The 14,519-nt window shown below is 64.0% G+C and carries 13 protein-coding genes; 8 read left to right on the forward strand and 5 right to left on the reverse strand.

Annotation, left to right across the window (positions count from 1 at the left end):
* Positions 1–15 precede the first annotated feature (15 nt).
* A complete protein-coding gene (locus tag D6Z43_RS27330) occupies positions 16–1,641 on the forward strand; it encodes an NADP-dependent glyceraldehyde-3-phosphate dehydrogenase (RefSeq protein ID WP_120655094.1) in 1,626 nt (541 codons plus the stop codon).
* 137 nt (positions 1,642–1,778) lie between these two features.
* Positions 1,779–2,597: a shikimate 5-dehydrogenase gene (locus D6Z43_RS27335; protein WP_120655095.1), complete on the forward strand. Its 819-nt coding sequence runs from the start codon at positions 1,779–1,781 to the stop codon at positions 2,595–2,597.
* A gap of 128 nt (positions 2,598–2,725) precedes the next feature.
* On the opposite strand, the gene D6Z43_RS27340 is transcribed toward D6Z43_RS27335, so the two are convergent.
* The 5 genes from D6Z43_RS27340 to D6Z43_RS27360 form a co-directional block, all read right to left on the reverse strand.
* Entirely contained in the window at positions 2,726–3,202 is a 477-nt protein-coding gene (locus D6Z43_RS27340) for a MarR family winged helix-turn-helix transcriptional regulator (protein ID WP_120655096.1), read from the reverse strand.
* 275 nt (positions 3,203–3,477) lie between these two features.
* Positions 3,478–4,269 carry an ABC transporter ATP-binding protein gene (locus D6Z43_RS27345; RefSeq protein ID WP_120655097.1) on the reverse strand — a complete coding sequence of 264 codons (792 nt, stop codon included), beginning with the start codon at positions 4,267–4,269 and terminating at the stop codon, positions 3,478–3,480.
* On the reverse strand, positions 4,269–6,068 hold the full coding sequence (locus D6Z43_RS27350) for an ATP-binding cassette domain-containing protein (RefSeq protein WP_120655098.1): 1,800 nt from the start codon (positions 6,066–6,068) through the stop codon (positions 4,269–4,271). The genes D6Z43_RS27345 and D6Z43_RS27350 overlap by 1 nt, the downstream gene beginning before the upstream one ends.
* Entirely contained in the window at positions 6,065–7,102 is a 1,038-nt protein-coding gene (locus D6Z43_RS27355) for a branched-chain amino acid ABC transporter permease (RefSeq protein ID WP_120655099.1), read from the reverse strand. The genes D6Z43_RS27350 and D6Z43_RS27355 overlap by 4 nt, the downstream gene beginning before the upstream one ends.
* Before the next feature lie 180 nt (positions 7,103–7,282).
* Complete coding sequence (locus D6Z43_RS27360) at positions 7,283–8,434, reverse strand: ABC transporter substrate-binding protein (protein WP_120655100.1); 1,152 nt, start codon at positions 8,432–8,434, stop codon at positions 7,283–7,285.
* A 735-nt stretch (positions 8,435–9,169) separates the two neighbouring features.
* Here D6Z43_RS27360 and D6Z43_RS27365 point away from each other — a divergent pair.
* The 6 genes from D6Z43_RS27365 to D6Z43_RS27390 all read left to right on the forward strand — a co-directional run bounded on the left by D6Z43_RS27365 (position 9,170) and on the right by D6Z43_RS27390 (position 14,368).
* Positions 9,170–10,282: an amidase gene (locus D6Z43_RS27365; RefSeq protein ID WP_120655381.1), complete on the forward strand. Its 1,113-nt coding sequence runs from the start codon at positions 9,170–9,172 to the stop codon at positions 10,280–10,282.
* A 25-nt stretch (positions 10,283–10,307) separates the two neighbouring features.
* On the forward strand, positions 10,308–11,480 hold the full coding sequence (locus D6Z43_RS27370; RefSeq protein ID WP_120655101.1) for an acyl-CoA dehydrogenase family protein: 1,173 nt from the start codon (positions 10,308–10,310) through the stop codon (positions 11,478–11,480).
* Between the two features lie 27 nt (positions 11,481–11,507).
* A complete protein-coding gene (locus D6Z43_RS27375; RefSeq protein ID WP_120655102.1) occupies positions 11,508–11,870 on the forward strand; it encodes an IacB protein in 363 nt (120 codons plus the stop codon).
* Positions 11,871–11,875: 5 nt separating this feature from the next.
* The gene (locus D6Z43_RS27380) at positions 11,876–12,382 is read left to right on the forward strand and encodes a nuclear transport factor 2 family protein (protein ID WP_120655382.1); all 507 of its coding nucleotides are present in this window, start codon (positions 11,876–11,878) and stop codon (positions 12,380–12,382) included.
* A gap of 151 nt (positions 12,383–12,533) precedes the next feature.
* A complete protein-coding gene (locus D6Z43_RS27385; RefSeq protein ID WP_120655103.1) occupies positions 12,534–13,808 on the forward strand; it encodes a Rieske 2Fe-2S domain-containing protein in 1,275 nt (424 codons plus the stop codon).
* 83 nt (positions 13,809–13,891) lie between these two features.
* Positions 13,892–14,368, forward strand: coding sequence for an aromatic-ring-hydroxylating dioxygenase subunit beta (locus D6Z43_RS27390; protein WP_120655104.1), 477 nt, complete (start codon positions 13,892–13,894; stop codon positions 14,366–14,368).
* The last annotated feature ends 151 nt before the right edge of the window (positions 14,369–14,519 follow it).

Raw genomic sequence — 14,519 nt, forward strand, 5'->3', positions numbered from 1 at the left:
CCAGAGGAAAGTGCAATGACCCACAACAACAAGCTCGAAGCCCTGTTCCCCACTGCCGACCAGATTCCCGAGCGCTACCGCCCCGGTGCGCCGATCGAACAGCGCGAGTACCTCGTCAACGGCGAGCTGATCCGTTGGGATGGCCCATTGGCTGCCGTGCGCAGCCCGATCTTCCTGGCCACCGACAAGGGTGATGAGCAGGTGGTGCTGGGCAGCACGCCGCTGCTGGACGCCGACGCCGCGCTGGCAGCCCTGGAGGCCGCCGTGAACGCCTATGACCATGGTCAGGGGCTGTGGCCGACGATGCGCGTGGCCGAGCGAATCCAGCACGTGGAGAAGTTCCTCGCCCGCATGCGTGAGCAGCGCGACGCGGTGGTCAAGTTGCTGATGTGGGAGATCGGCAAGAACCTCAAGGATTCCGAGAAGGAGTTCGATCGCACCTGCGACTACATCGTCGACACCATCGAAGCGCTCAAGGAGCTGGACCGCCGCTCCAGCCGCTTCGAGCTGGAGCAGGGCACCCTCGGCCAGATACGCCGCGTACCGTTGGGCGTGGCCCTGTGCATGGGCCCCTACAACTACCCGCTGAACGAGACCTTCACCACGCTGATCCCGGCACTGATCATGGGCAACACCGTGGTGTTCAAGCCGGCCAAGTTCGGCGTGCTGCTGATCCGTCCGCTGCTGGAGGCCTTCCGCGACAGCTTCCCGGCCGGCGTCATCAACATCATCTACGGCCGTGGCCGGGAAACCGTCAGCGCCATCATGGCCAGTGGCAAGGTGGACGTGTTCGCCTTCATCGGCACCCACTCCGGCGCCGCCGACCTGAAGAAGCTGCACCCGCGCCCGCACCGCCTGCGCGCGGCGCTGGGCCTGGACGCGAAGAATCCCGGCATCGTGTTACCCAAGGTGGACCTGGACAACGCCGTCAGCGAGGCCATCACCGGCGCGCTGTCCTTCAATGGCCAACGCTGCACGGCGCTGAAAATCCTCTTCGTCCACGAGGATGTGCTCGAATCCTTCCTCGACAAGTTCTGCGCCAAGCTGGCCGCGCTCAAGCCGGGCATGCCCTGGGAAGACGGCGTTGCCCTGACCCCGTTGCCTGAACCGGGCAAGGTCGATTACCTCAACACTCTGCTGGCGGATGCCGTGACCAAGGGCGCCAAAGTGGTCAACCCGAGTGGCGGCAGCCACCGGCAGAGCTTTTTCTATCCCGCCGTGCTGAGCCCGGTGAGCCCAGAGATGCGCCTCTACAACGAAGAACAGTTCGGCCCGCTGATCCCGGTGGTGCCGTATCGGGAAGTGGAGGAAGTGATCGACTACGTGCTGCATTCGGACTACGGCCAGCAGCTAAGTCTGTTTGGCAACGACCCCGCCCAGGTTGGCCGGCTGGTGGATGCCTTCGCCAACCAGGTGGGCCGCATCAACATCAACGCCCAGTGCCAGCGGGGCCCGGACACCTTCCCCTTCAACGGGCGGAAGAACTCGGCCGAGGGCACGTTGTCGGTACATGACGCCCTGCGGGTGTTCTCCATCCGTACCCTGGTGGCAACCAAGTTCCAGGCGGACAACAAAGAATTGGTGAGCGAGATCATCCGCAACCGCGAATCGAACTTCCTGACCACGGATTACATTTTCTGAGGCGGATGTGATTGCTGCTTTTTTGTGGGAGCGAATTCATTCGCGACAGGGTGGTTCCCGGTCAGGCCTTCGGCCTGATTCGCGAATGAATTCGCGACTACAAGGTTTGATTCCCCGCCGCAAAAACGGAGACTCCAATGCCCCGCACCATCAGCCGCGACACCCGGCTCTGCATGTCGCTGTCCGGCCGGCCCGGCAACTTCGGCACGCGTTTTCACAACTATCTGTACGAGGCCCTGGATCTGGACTTCGTCTACAAGGCCTTCACCACCACCGACCTGCCGGCGGCCATTGGTGGCATCCGCGCCCTGGGTATTCGTGGTTGCGCCGTTTCCATGCCGTTCAAGGAAGCCTGCATCCCATTGCTGGATGAACTGGACCCTTCTGCCTTGGCCATCGATTCGGTCAACACCATCGTCGCCGACAACGGCTGGCTGAAGGGCTACAACACCGACTACAGCGCCGTGGCCAGCCTGCTGGCGAGCCACGCGGTGCCGAGCGACATTCGCTTCGCCGTGCGTGGCAGCGGTGGCATGGCCAAGGCGGTGGCCAGCGCCTTGCGCGACAGTGGTTTCCGACACGGCACGATAGTCGCCCGCAACCCGGAGGCCGGCCCGGCGCTGTCTGAGGGCTGTGGATATGCATGGCTGGCCGAGCTGGGTGACGAGCATCCGCAGATGCTGGTCAATGTCACTCCCATCGGCATGCAGGGCGGCCCGGAAGCGGACTCCCTGGCCTTCACCCGTGAGCAGGTGGAAGCGGCCGAGTGGGTCTTCGATGTGGTGGCCCTGCCGGTGGAAACTCCGCTGATCCGCCTCGCCCGCGAGCTGGGCAAGCCGGTGATCACCGGTGCGGAAGTCATCGTGCTGCAGGCGGTGGAGCAGTTCGTGCTCTACACCGGCGTACGGCCGGAGGCAGGGTTGATCGAGAAGGCTGCGGAGTTTGCGCGAGGGTGAGGGAAACCTTGTAGGGGCGATTTCAATCGCCAAGCAGGACGGAGGTCTGCCCTTCAAGGCCCCATGGGGACACTGCGTGTCCCTTGGCGAATGAATTCGCCCCTACAGGAACTGCACCACCGGAGGAATCAATCCTCCGGCAGGTTCGCGTAGATCTTTTCCAGCGTGCCGTTGAGCTTGGCGATCTGGGCTTCGGTGAGGCCCTGGAAGCTGTTGGTGAAGATGTGCGCGGTATTGACCTGGATTTCTTCCACCATGTGCCGGCCCTTGTCGGTGATGGTCACCTGGGTGACGCGGCCGTCGTTGCTGCAGGGGGCGGTGTCTACCAGGCCGTCGTCCTTCATGCGGTAGACGATCTTGGTGACGGTGGAGAGTTTGGCGATGGCATGCTCGGACAGCTCCGAGATGCTCGACTGGCCGTTCTCCTTGAGGATGAAGAGGATGCGCCAGCGAGGGACGTCGAGGTCGATCTTCTTCAGGGTCTTCTCCATGGCCATGTTGTAGCGGCCATAGACTCTGGCGATCCAGTAGAAGGGAAACTCCTCCTTCTTGAAATCGTCGCTTGCGGGGTTGTAACGGTTGAGGCGCTTTTTCGGGGTGCTCATGCGAGGGGGGCAAGGTTCGAACTGACAGGGGGAGAGTTATAGGGGGTTGCGCGTGGGCTGTCGACAGCCATCTGCAGCGGGCTTGACCTCGGTCAGCAGGGCGGGCCGCTGCGGAGAGCGGCCAACCCCCGTCAGCCGTGCAGGAAACGGTGGGCCAGGTCGAGCTGGGAGTTGGCCAGCTGGTGCAGTTCCTGGCCGATCTGGGTGCTGCGCTGGGCCTGGCCGGCGCTCTGTCCGGCAAGCCCGGCCGGTCGACGATCGGCCGGGCTGTTTACCTAGCTGGCGAGCATCTCCTGGTGCTTGCTGGCCAGGCCCAGGTAGGCCTCGATCACACGCGGGTCATCGGCCAGTTGGGCGGCCGGGCCCTGCATGGCGATCTGGCCGGTTTCCAGCACATAGGCGTAGTCGGCCACACGCAGCGCGGCGCGGGCGTTCTGCTCCACCAGCAGGATGGAAACCCCCTGCTGACGCAGGGTGGTGATGATGCGGAAGATCTCGCGGGTGATCAGCGGTGCGAGGCCCAGACTGGGTTCGTCGAGCATCAGCAGCTTGGGCTTGGCCATCAGCGCACGACCTACGGCGAGCATCTGCCGCTCGCCGCCGGAGAGGGTGGCGGCCAGTTGGTCGCGGCGTTCCCACAGGCGCGGGAACAGGTCGTAGACCTCCTTCAGCGTGATCGCGTGGTCGCGCTTGCCGCTGCGGTGACGCTGGAAAGCGCCGAGCAGCAGGTTGTCGGCCACCGTCATGCTGCCGAACAGTTCGCGCTTCTCCGGTACCAGGCCGAGGCCGCGCGCGACCATCACTTCCACTTCCGGCACCGCCTCCAGGCTGCCGTCGAAGGCGACCCGGCCGCGGGAGCCGAGCACGCCCATGATGGCGGACAGCAGGGTGGTCTTGCCGGCGCCGTTGGGGCCGATCACGGTGACGATCTGCCCCTGGCCAACCCGCAGGCTGGCGTTGGACAGGGCTTCCACCTTGCCGTAGGCGACGCTCAGGTCGCTGACTTCCAGCACCGGATTGGCGGCGAGGTTTTCCGGCTGCTTCAGGTCTTGAATCGGCATGTTCATCACTCAGCACCTCCGAGATAGGCTTCCAGCACTGCCGGGTCTTTCTGTACGTCAGCTGGCAGGCCGTAGGCGATGCGCTGGCCGAACTCCATCACCACGACCCGGTCCACCAGGCCCATGACGAAGTCCATGTCGTGCTCCACCAGGAGAATCGCCATGCCCTCGCTGCGCAGGCGGCTGAGGAGCACGCCAAGGGCTTCCTTCTCCTTGTGGCGCAGGCCGGCGGCCGGCTCGTCGAGCAGCAGGAGGCAAGGGTTGGCGCAGAGTGCGCGGGCGATCTCCAGGATGCGCTGCTGACCCAGGGCCAGGCTGCCGGCTTCCACGTGCAGGTAGTCGCCCAGGCCGACGCGTTCCAGCTGGCGGCGGGCTTCGCCCAGCAGTTCGGCTTCCTCGGTGCGGTCCAGGCGCAGCGCGGCGGAAAGAACGCCCTTGTTGCCGCGCATGTGGGCGCCGATCGCGACGTTCTCCAGCACGCTCATTTCCGGCAGCAGCTTCACATGCTGGAAGGTGCGGCTCATGCCCATGCGGGCGATCTCGCGGGAGGGGATGCCGTTGATGCGCTGGCCACGGAACAGCACGTCGCCCGAGGTGGGCGTGTCGACGCCGGACAGCTGGTTGAACAGGGTGCTCTTGCCGGCGCCGTTGGGGCCGATCAGCGCGAGGATTTCCCCGGCGCGTACGTCCAGGTTCATCGCGTTGTTGGCCACCAGGCCGCCGAAGCGGCGGGTCACGTCGCGGGCTTCCAGCAGGACTTCGCCCGCGACAGGCAGTTCACGGCGTGGCAGCTCGACGGTGGCTTCCACCGCCTTGAACGACGGGCGCGGTTTCCACGCATCCGGCACCAGGCGCAACAGCAGGGGCCAGAGGCCGCCCGGCGCACGTTGCATGAGCAGGATGATGAGCAGGCCGAAGACGATTACCTCGTAGTTGCCGGAGCTGCCGAACACGTGTGGCAGCAGGTCTTGCAGCCACTGCTTGAGCATGGTCAGCACGCCCGCGCCGAGCAGCGCACCCCAGACGCTGGCCACGCCGCCGATCAGCGCCATGAACAGGTAGTCGATGCCCATGTGCAGGCCGAAGGGCGTGGGGTTCACGAAACGCTGCGTATGGGCGTAGAGCCAGCCCGACAGGGCGGCAAACAGCGCGGAGATGAGGAAGATCACCATCTTCGCGCGGAAGGTGTTCACGCCCATCGACTCGGCCATCAGTTGGCCGCCCTTGAGGGCACGGATGGCGCGGCCTTCGCGGGAGTCCAGGAGGTTCTGGGTGATCAGCATGGCGCAGAGCAGCACGGCCCAGATCAGGTAGTAGATGTCCTCACCCTTGTTCAGCTCCCAACTGAACAGCGAGATCGACGGCAGGCCGCTGACGCCGGTGTGGCCGCCGAGGGATTCCAGGGTGCCGAACAGGTAGTAGAGCGACAGGCCCCAGGCGATGGTGCCGAGTGGCAGGTAGTGCCCGGAGAGCTTGAGGGTCAGCGCGCCTAGCAGCAGGGCCACCGCACCGGTCAGAACAAGGCCCACCAGCAGCGTCAGCCAGGGTGAGGCGCTGGCCCAGGCCAGCCAGCCCGGCAGGTCCTGCACGGTAGTCAGGTAGGCGCTGGTATAGGCGCCAAGGCCAACGAAGGCAGCCTGGCCGAAGCTGGTCATGCCGCCGACGCCGGTGAGCAGAACCAGGCCGAGGACCACCAGCGTGTAGAGGCCGATGTAGTTCAGCAGGGTGACGTAGAAGGGCGGCAGCAGCAGCGGCGCGACGCCGAGCACGGCCACCAGGGCGAGGATCAGGTAGCGCGGTTTCATTCATCGTCCTCCACATGACGGCTGGTGAGGGAGCGCCAGAGCAGGAAGGGGATGATCAGGGTGAAAACGATGATCTCCTTGTAGGTGCTGGCCCAGAACATCGAGAACGCCTCGATCAGGCCGACGCCCAGCGCACCCAGCGCAGCCACCGGGTAGCTCACCAGGCCGCCGATGATGGCGCCGACGAAGCCCTTGAGGCTGATGACGAAGCCCGAGTCGAAATAGAGGGTGGTGATGGGGGCGATGAGGATGCCCGAGAGCGCACCGATGAAGGTGGCCAGCGCGAAGGTGGACTTGCCCGCCAGGTTCGGCGAGATACCCATGAGCCGGGCGCCCAGGCGATTCACCGCCGTGGCGCGCAGGGCCTTGCCGTAGAGGCTGCGCTCGAAGAACAGGAACAGGCCGACGATCAGCGCCAGCGAGACAGCGATCACCCACAGGGTCTGGCTGTTGAAGGTCACCGGACCCAGGGTCAGGCCGGCCTCGGAGAAAGGTGCGGTGCGTGCGCCTTCAGGGCCGAACATCAGCAGGCCGAGGCCGACCATGGCCACATGCACGGCGATGGAAACGATCAGCAGCACCAGCGAGCTGGCCGAGGCGATTGGCTGGAAGACCAGGCGATAGAGCTGCGGGCCCAGCGGTACCACCAGGCACAGGGTGAGCAGGGCCTGGATCGCCATCGGCAGTTCGGCCAGAGGCAGGCTACGCACCAGTCCGACCATGGCCAGCGCATAGGCGAGCTTGGGGATGATTCGTATGGGGAAACGGAAGCCGCGGCTGGCGCGGGTTGCGTCATACAGGTCCATGGCGCAATCCGCCAGGGTCAGGCCGAGCAGCAGCCAGACCAGAGCGGTGGGCTGGCCGGCCTGCAGGCTGGCCATGGCCAGCGCGCCATAGGTAACGAACTCCCCTTGGGGGATCAGCAGGATGCGCGTGACGGTGAAGACCAGCAGGAGCGACAGGGCCAGCAGCGCGTATATGGCGCCGTTGGTGATGCCGTCCTGGCCGAGCAGCAGGGCTATCTGGAGATTCATGGTGGGAACTCTTGTTGCGATTCATAGGGTGGATGACGCTTTCTCGTCCACCGTCGGTGCTCCATCCGAACCCCGAAAGGTGGACATGAGGAGCGATGTCCACCTTACGGAGCGGGAAGGTTCGTGCCGGGCGTAGGGTGGATGACGTTTCTTTCATCCACCGTCGGCGCTCGACCCGCCTCAGTCACTGCCGAGCAGCGTCCAGGTCCCGTTCTTCACCTGGATCAGTTCACGGCCGCGTTCGTCGAAGCCGCTGTGGTCTTCCGGAGTCATGTTGTAGACGCCTTGGGTAGCAGGGAGCTCGTGGCTCGATTCCAGCGCGTCGCGCAGGGCCGCGCGGAACTCCGGGGTACCCGGTGCGGCCTTGGCGGCGGCCTGAGGAATGGCCTTCTGCAGGAGCAGGCCCGCGTCGTAGGTATTGGCACCGAAGGTGGCCGGCTTGCTGCCGTTCAGCTTCTCGTAGGCGGCTACGTACTCGCCGGCGACCTGCTTGGAGGGATGGCTGTCGGGGATCTCGTCCAGCACCAGCATCAGGCTGGCGGCGAGGATGGTGCCTTCGACCTTCTTGCCGCCGAGCTTGAGGAAGTCCGGCAGGGCGGCTCCGTGGGTCTGGTACATCTGGCCGCGATAGCCCTGGTCGAACAGGGTGGTCTGCGGCAGTACCGCGGCGCTGCCAGGCGCCGCGACCAGCACGGCGTCAGGACGGGAAGCCAGCACCTTCAGGCTCTGCCCGGTGACGGACGTGTCCTGGCGCTGGAAGCGCTCGTTAGCCACCAGCTTGATGCCATGTTCGGCGGCCAGGGCGCCCATCACCTTGGACCAGTTCTCGCCGTAGGGGTCGGCGGTGCCGATGAAGCCCAGGGTCTTCACGCCGCGCGCGGTCATGTCGTCTACCAGGGCCTTGGCGATCAGGTCGTCGTTCTGGGTGGTCTTGAACACCCACTTCTTCTGGTCATTCATCGGCAGCACCACGGAGGCGGTGCCCACCGGTGCCAGCAACGGCACACCGGCCTCGGCGACGAACTGGATCACGCCCATGGCGTTGGGCGAGCCGCTTGGGCCGATGATGGCGTCGACGTTCTCTTCGCTGATCAGCTTCTTCAGCGCCTTCACGGTAGCGGTGGGGTCGCTGCCGTCATCCAGGGGGATGTAGGTCACCGTCTGGTTCCCTGCCTGGGTAGGCAGCAGCGGCGTCGAATTCTTCTGGGGAAGCCCCACCAGGGCCAGTGGACCCGTGGAAGAGGTTATGACACCGACTTTCACTTCGGCCTGGGCATTGGCCAGGCAGATGGCACTGAGGAGCAGGGTGGACACGGCTTGTTTGAGGAACATGACGTTCTCCGAGGGTTGCAAGGCTATTGGAGAGGCAATCCGCAAGGCGCGTCGGTCCCTTGTGGGGGGCCGGCGCGCAGATGGCTTGCCGCCTTTTTTTTGTTCTGGCGCCTTGTGGCGCTGCCGGCGGCTATCCCGCTCGGCGGAAGCGAAAGTGCAGCTCCCGTGCCAGAAAAACCTGCGCCATGGCGGTGCAATGCCGAGGCATCCCCGTTCAGGCGTTCGGCTTTCTCCTCAAGTCGGCATGTTCTGGCTCTCACGTCGGACCTTTCGGAAAACCTCATTCCTGCCAGTGGCAATCGGCCTTTCAGCGTCCTTCTTCAGGGTGTTTTACCTGCTTATTTATGTGATTTTTTAGGCTGTAAAAAGCCATATCTATCGCCAATAAAACCGCAATAATTTGCAAATAATCCGTTCGATTACCGGTCATTTCGAGATGGGGTATATGCACGCAGATTTTCAATGTGTGCGATGTGAATGATTCTTAAGTGATTTATAAATCATTGAAAAATAACGATTTAATAATCATTTTTGCGTGAAAGTTCCATTTTTAGGTTGTTACCTAAATGCACGGAAGTGGTGCTTTGTTACGTGAAAATGCACCTAATCTACACACTCTTTTTCCAGTGATAATTCAATTGACATTTCACGTAATTATTCCGATTCTGGATTTACGCAATCGACACCCTCGACGGGGTGATCGGGCACCAACAAGAACGCCAATGGGTGAAGCAGATGACGATAGTGGTCGAGCGACTGGAGCTGGGTGGCGCGGGGCGAACCGTGATGGTGAAGGACACCATCGATATCGCCGGCCACCCGACCCGTGCCTCCAGTCGTGCGCTGGAAGAAGCGCCCGACGCCGTGCGCCATGCCGATGTAGTCCAGGCGCTGCTGGATGCCGGTTGCCGCATCACCGGCAAGACCAGCCTGCATGAACTGGCCTTCGGCACCACCGGCCTCAACGCCTGGACCGGCACCGCGGAAAACCCGCGTTATCCCGGACGCGTGCCCGGTGGCTCCTCCAGCGGTTCGGCCGCTGCCGTCGCCGCGGGTCTCTGCGACTTTTCCCTGGGTACCGATACCGGTGGCTCGGTGCGCGTTCCGGCGGCCTGCTGCGGTGTGTTCGGCCTCAAGCCGACCTTCGGACGTGTCAACCGTGCGGGTGTGATGCCGGCGCAGACTTCTCTGGATTGCGTCGGCCCCTTTGCCGACACCATCCAGATACTGATCGAGGCCATGGCTGCCATCGATCCTTCCTTTGATGCACTGCCGACGGTGAACGGCGTCCGGATCGGCGTCGTACCGGTACACGCCAATCCGGAAGTGCAGGCGGCGCTGGATGCCGTGCTGGAAGCCTCCGATTTCGAACTGCTCAGTGCGCCGCTGCCCGGGATGCAGGCCGCCTATGACGCGGGCCTGGCCATCATCAACCGGGAAACCTGGAATGCCTGCGGCCACCTGGTGGAAACCGGGCTGGTTGGCGCCGATGTCGCTTCGCGCCTGCTGGCTGCCAGTGGCACCACCGATGCCGCCTTGGCCGACGCCGAAGACGTCCGCGCCGCATTCACCGCTGAAGTGGATGCCGCCCTGGCGCGTTGCCCGATCCTCGCGCTGCCGACCATGCCGGACTACCCGGCGCTGGTCGCTGACGCTGCTGATACCCGCGCGGCCATTGGCATGACCGCCTTCGTGCGGCCGTTCAACCTCACTGGCCACCCGGCATTGAGCATGCCCTTCGAGGGCGCCTCGAAGCTGCCGGTGGGTCTGCAACTCGTTGCCGCCAAGGGCGCGGATGAACTGCTGCTGGCAGTCGCCCGCGAGATCGTGCAGCGCCTCGAACAATAACCAAGAAGCCCACCTGGAGAGCCCCATGTCTTCGCTAAGCGAGCTGGATTACCAGCGCCCCACCCCGATTACCGCGAGTGAAGGATTCCAGGCACTGCTCGCAGGCATCCGCGAGCGTGCCCGGCGCGAGGAATTCGACCGGCAGAAATTCATTTCCCAGGACGTGATCGAGCGCTTCAAGGAGCTCGGCGTCTACCGTGCTCTGGTGCCCACTCGCTTCGGAGGCGATCAGCGCTCGCCGATGGAGTTCTGCCAGATGGTGGAAGACATTTCCGCCGCCGATGGCTCTGCCGGCTGGGTCGCCAGCTTCGGCATGAACCCGGTGTACCTGGCGGCGCTGCCCCTGGCGACCCTGGAAAAGGTCTATGCCAACGGTCCGGACGTGGTGTTCGCCGGTGGCATCTTCCCGCCGCAACCGGCCGTCTTCGTCGAAGGCGGACTGGAGGTCAACGGCCGCTGGAAGTTCTCCAGTGGTTGCATGGGCGCCAACCTGATTGGTGTCGGCATCAGCCCGAAGAACGGTGACACCGTCGGTCTGCCTCGTCTGGCCGTGATGCCGAGCGAAAAGGTGAAGATCGAGGAGACCTGGGACGTGGTCGGCCTGATCGGCACCGGCAGCCATGACGTGGTGATCGATGGCGTGGTAGTCCCCGAGGAATGGACCTTCGTCCGTGGTGGCCCGTCCAACCTCGACGAACCGATGTTCCGTTATCCGTCCCTGTCCTTCGCCACCCAGGTGCTGTCTGTCGTGGGGCTGGGCGTCGCTCGTGCCGCGCTGGACTACCTGTCCGGCATGGCCACTGGCCGTTTCTCCGTCACCGGTGCCCCGGCCCTTTCCGACCGCCCGTTGGCGCAGATGCAGATGGCCAAGGCCGAAGCCGAATTGCGCGCCGCCCGTGCCTGGTTCTACGAGGCCATGGAAAACGCCTGGGCCAACTTGCTGGCCGGCGACCCGGTGAGCGTGGAACAGACCAACCTGCTGCGCCTGTCCTCGACCCATGCCACCCGCGTGGCGGCCGAAGTGGCGCGTACCGCGCAGATGCTCTCCGGCATGACCGGCGTGTACCGGGACAACCCGCTGTCGCGCTTCGTCAACGACACCCTGGTGATCACCCAGCACGCCTTCATGGGCGACATGACCTACCAGAACGCCGGCGCGATCTTCTTCGGCAACAAGCCGCTGCCCGGCTACCTGTGAATTCCAACTGACTGATCGGTGATTCTGATGAGCGATAAAAAAGCCCTGCGCGTCCTGTTCTGCATGGGTATCAACCAGAACTTCTTCGATGCGCCGCGCGAAGAACAACTGCAGGTCTGGGCTGCTTTCAGCGAAATGTGGAACGGCATCCACGACCTGCCCGGTGTGAAGGTGTTCGGCAACATGGACGACGACCAGAGCATGGTCGGCCCGTCCACCGGCTACCCCTGGACCACCTACCTGCTGGCCGACGTACCGGACATCGAAACCGTGCACGCCGCCTGCAACCTGTTCCGCACCACCCCGGTGGGCGACGGCACCTACAAACTCTGGCGCTACGCCAAGGTCGAGGCCCGTACCGGCCGCGAACTGATCATCCAGCGCGCGTGACCGCCATGACCGAAGCCCTTGAGCAACGCCTGCGCCAACTGGAAAGCGAACATTCCGTGCGCGCCTGCATGAACCGCTACATGGAGCTGTGCGACGCACTGGATGCCCGCACGCCCCTAGATGAGTTGGCCGGCCTGTTCACCGCCGACGCCATCTGGGAAGGCAAGGGTGCCAAGTACGCCAAGAGCTTCGGTGGCTACCAGGGCCGTGAGGCGATCCGCGCCATGTTCGCCACCTACATGGTCGAGCCGGCGCACTTCGCCCTGAACGTGCACTTCCTCTGCTCCGAGCTGATTCGCGTAGAAGGCGCGCAAGCGCTTGGCAGCTGGGTGATGTTGCAGACCTCCACCTTTGCCAGCGGCGCCTCGCACCTCAATGCAGCGCGCCTGACGGTGAAGTTCCGCGAGGAAGAGGGCACCTGGCGCATGGCGCATTTCCAGACCGAGAACCTGTTCAGCCGCCCGGTGGATGCCTGGAACGATTCCGCGCACCTGCCGGTGCCGGGCAAATGAAAACACCTGCCTTTGTGTAGGAGCGAGGGGGGACGCCGAGTCCTTGCTCGCGAAAGGGGAGCGACCGAGGTTCGCGAGCAAGCTCGCTCCTACGGAAGCCGCCAACAAGAACTTTGTGTGAGTCGACGCCTTGCGCCGACGAGGAGTGATCGTGACCAACCTGATCGAAACCGTGAACCTGGCCAGCTCGCCGGCCGACCTGGTGCTGCACGACCGCGTGCACACCTCCCTCTATACCGACGCCCGCATCTTCGACGAAGAGCTGGAGAAGGTCTTCTACAGCACCTGGATCTGGGTCGCCCATGCCAGTGAGATTCCCGAGGCCGGCAGCTACAAGAGCACCTACGTCGGCAAGCAGCCGGTGATCGTGGTGCGTGACCGCAAGAAGGACGTGCACGTGCTGCTCAACCGCTGCCGTCACCGTGGCGCCACCGTCTGCGAGCACAAGAAGGGCAAGACCAACAGCTTCGTCTGCCCCTACCACGGCTGGAGCTACGCCCTGGACGGCAGCCTGCGCGGCGTGCCGCACCCGGAGAGCTACGCCGATTGCCTGGACAAGGGCGAGCTGCCGCTGGTGAGCCTGCGTGTCGAGGAATACAACGGCATGATCTTCGCCACCTTCAAGGACGACATCGAGCCGCTGGTGGACTTCCTCGGCCCGGCCAAAAAGTGGATCGATCTGTTCATGAAGCAGGGTGCCGGCTACGGCGTTAAGGTTTCCGGTGAGCACCGCTTCCGCTTCCCCGGCAACTGGAAGATCCAGCTGGAAAACACCACGGATGCCTACCACTTCCCTCTGGTGCACAAGTCGTTCCTGTCCTCGGTGGACGAGCAAACCCTGGAACTCTTCGATTTCGTGAAGGGTCCGGGCTACGTCGAAGACCTCGGCAACGGCCACAGCGTGATGGTGATGATCCCCGACCTGGTGGACCTGGAAGCCAACCTGGACCTGCCGATCCCCGAGCGTTTCGAGGCCCTGGCCATTGATCTGCGCGCCGAAGGCATCGAGGAACAGCAGGTGCGCCGTATCGTCCGCGCCGTCGGCGGCTCCGGCTTCAACCTCAACCTGTTCCCCAACGTGGCCTGCTCCATGGCCTTCTTCCGTGTGCTGCAGCCGATCTCCGTGAACGAGACCGAGATCCACCACGCGGTGATCACCATGGACGGCGGCCCGGCCGTGGCCAACCGCTACCGGCTGCGCCTGCACGAACACTTCCAGGGCCCCATGGGCTTCGGCACCCCGGATGATTCCGAGGCCTGGGAGCGTGTGCAGAAGGGCGCCCAGGCGGGCACCGACCTCTGGATCATGCTCAACCGCGGCCTGCCCGGCGAGAAGCCGAGCGAGGACGGGCTGATCAGCGACGTCAGCGCCGAGACCGGCATGCGCGCGGCCTATCAGCAGTGGAAAAAGATGATGTCGGCCTAACCCCATCCGACGCTGCGCGCGCCCCTCCCCAGCGGTGAGAAGGGCGGCGTGGCCACGCAACGCACAGTTTGAAGAGACCAGCCATGAACCTTGAATTGCTCAACCACGTCAGCGCTTTCATCTGGCAGGAAGCGGACATGCTCGACCACGGCGAATTCGACGCCTGGTTGAACCTGTGGTCCGACAAGGGCACCTACATCATTCCGATCGATCCGACCGAGACCGATTTCGAGAACACCCTGAACTACGCCTACGACGACCACCACATGCGCCAACTGCGGGTGCAGCGTCTGATCGGCGGCGAGTCCATCTCCACCAGCCCGCGGGCCCGCACCGTGCGTGCCCTGTCGCGCTTCCGCGTGCTGGGCGAAGAAGACGGCGTGATCACCGTGCGCTGCGCACAGAACCTGCGGGAATTCCGCAAGGACGTGCTCAAGCACTACACCGCCGACATCACCTTCCAGCTCAAGCGCGAAGGCGAGGGTTTCAAGATCCAGCGCAAGCTGATCCAGCTGATCAACTCCACCGATACCCTCGCCGGTATCGGTTACATCCTCTGAGGGCCGACCCATGAGCTGCTGCGCGTCGGCGATACCGCGTCATCAATGGCTTCGAGATGCTCATTTACAGCACGTAAACTCCGCTCTCTCAGCCATTTCTTCCTTGTCTCGCTCTAGCTCGCGAGCCCATGAGTCGACCCTGCGGAGCGCG

The sequence above is a fragment of the Pseudomonas sp. DY-1 genome, assembly GCF_003626975.1.
Lineage (GTDB): Bacteria > Pseudomonadota > Gammaproteobacteria > Pseudomonadales > Pseudomonadaceae > Metapseudomonas.

Bases quoted from the DNA above. Each gene is read 5' to 3' on its own strand.
- D6Z43_RS27375 (WP_120655102.1), top strand. From the start codon at position 11,508: ATGAGCGATAAAAAAGCCCTGCGCGTCCTGTTCTGCATGGGTATCAAC.
- D6Z43_RS27350 (WP_120655098.1), bottom strand. From the start codon at position 6,068: ATGAAACCGCGCTACCTGATCCTCGCCCTGGTGGCCGTGCTCGGCGTC.
- D6Z43_RS27360 (WP_120655100.1), bottom strand. From the start codon at position 8,434: ATGTTCCTCAAACAAGCCGTGTCCACCCTGCTCCTCAGTGCCATCTGC.
- D6Z43_RS27365 (WP_120655381.1), top strand. From the start codon at position 9,170: ATGACGATAGTGGTCGAGCGACTGGAGCTGGGTGGCGCGGGGCGAACC.
- D6Z43_RS27390 (WP_120655104.1), top strand. From the start codon at position 13,892: ATGAACCTTGAATTGCTCAACCACGTCAGCGCTTTCATCTGGCAGGAA.
- D6Z43_RS27380 (WP_120655382.1), top strand. From the start codon at position 11,876: ATGACCGAAGCCCTTGAGCAACGCCTGCGCCAACTGGAAAGCGAACAT.
- D6Z43_RS27345 (WP_120655097.1), bottom strand. From the start codon at position 4,269: ATGAACATGCCGATTCAAGACCTGAAGCAGCCGGAAAACCTCGCCGCC.
- D6Z43_RS27335 (WP_120655095.1), top strand. From the start codon at position 1,779: ATGCCCCGCACCATCAGCCGCGACACCCGGCTCTGCATGTCGCTGTCC.
- D6Z43_RS27330 (WP_120655094.1), top strand. From the start codon at position 16: ATGACCCACAACAACAAGCTCGAAGCCCTGTTCCCCACTGCCGACCAG.
- D6Z43_RS27370 (WP_120655101.1), top strand. From the start codon at position 10,308: ATGTCTTCGCTAAGCGAGCTGGATTACCAGCGCCCCACCCCGATTACC.
- D6Z43_RS27340 (WP_120655096.1), bottom strand. From the start codon at position 3,202: ATGAGCACCCCGAAAAAGCGCCTCAACCGTTACAACCCCGCAAGCGAC.
- D6Z43_RS27355 (WP_120655099.1), bottom strand. From the start codon at position 7,102: ATGAATCTCCAGATAGCCCTGCTGCTCGGCCAGGACGGCATCACCAAC.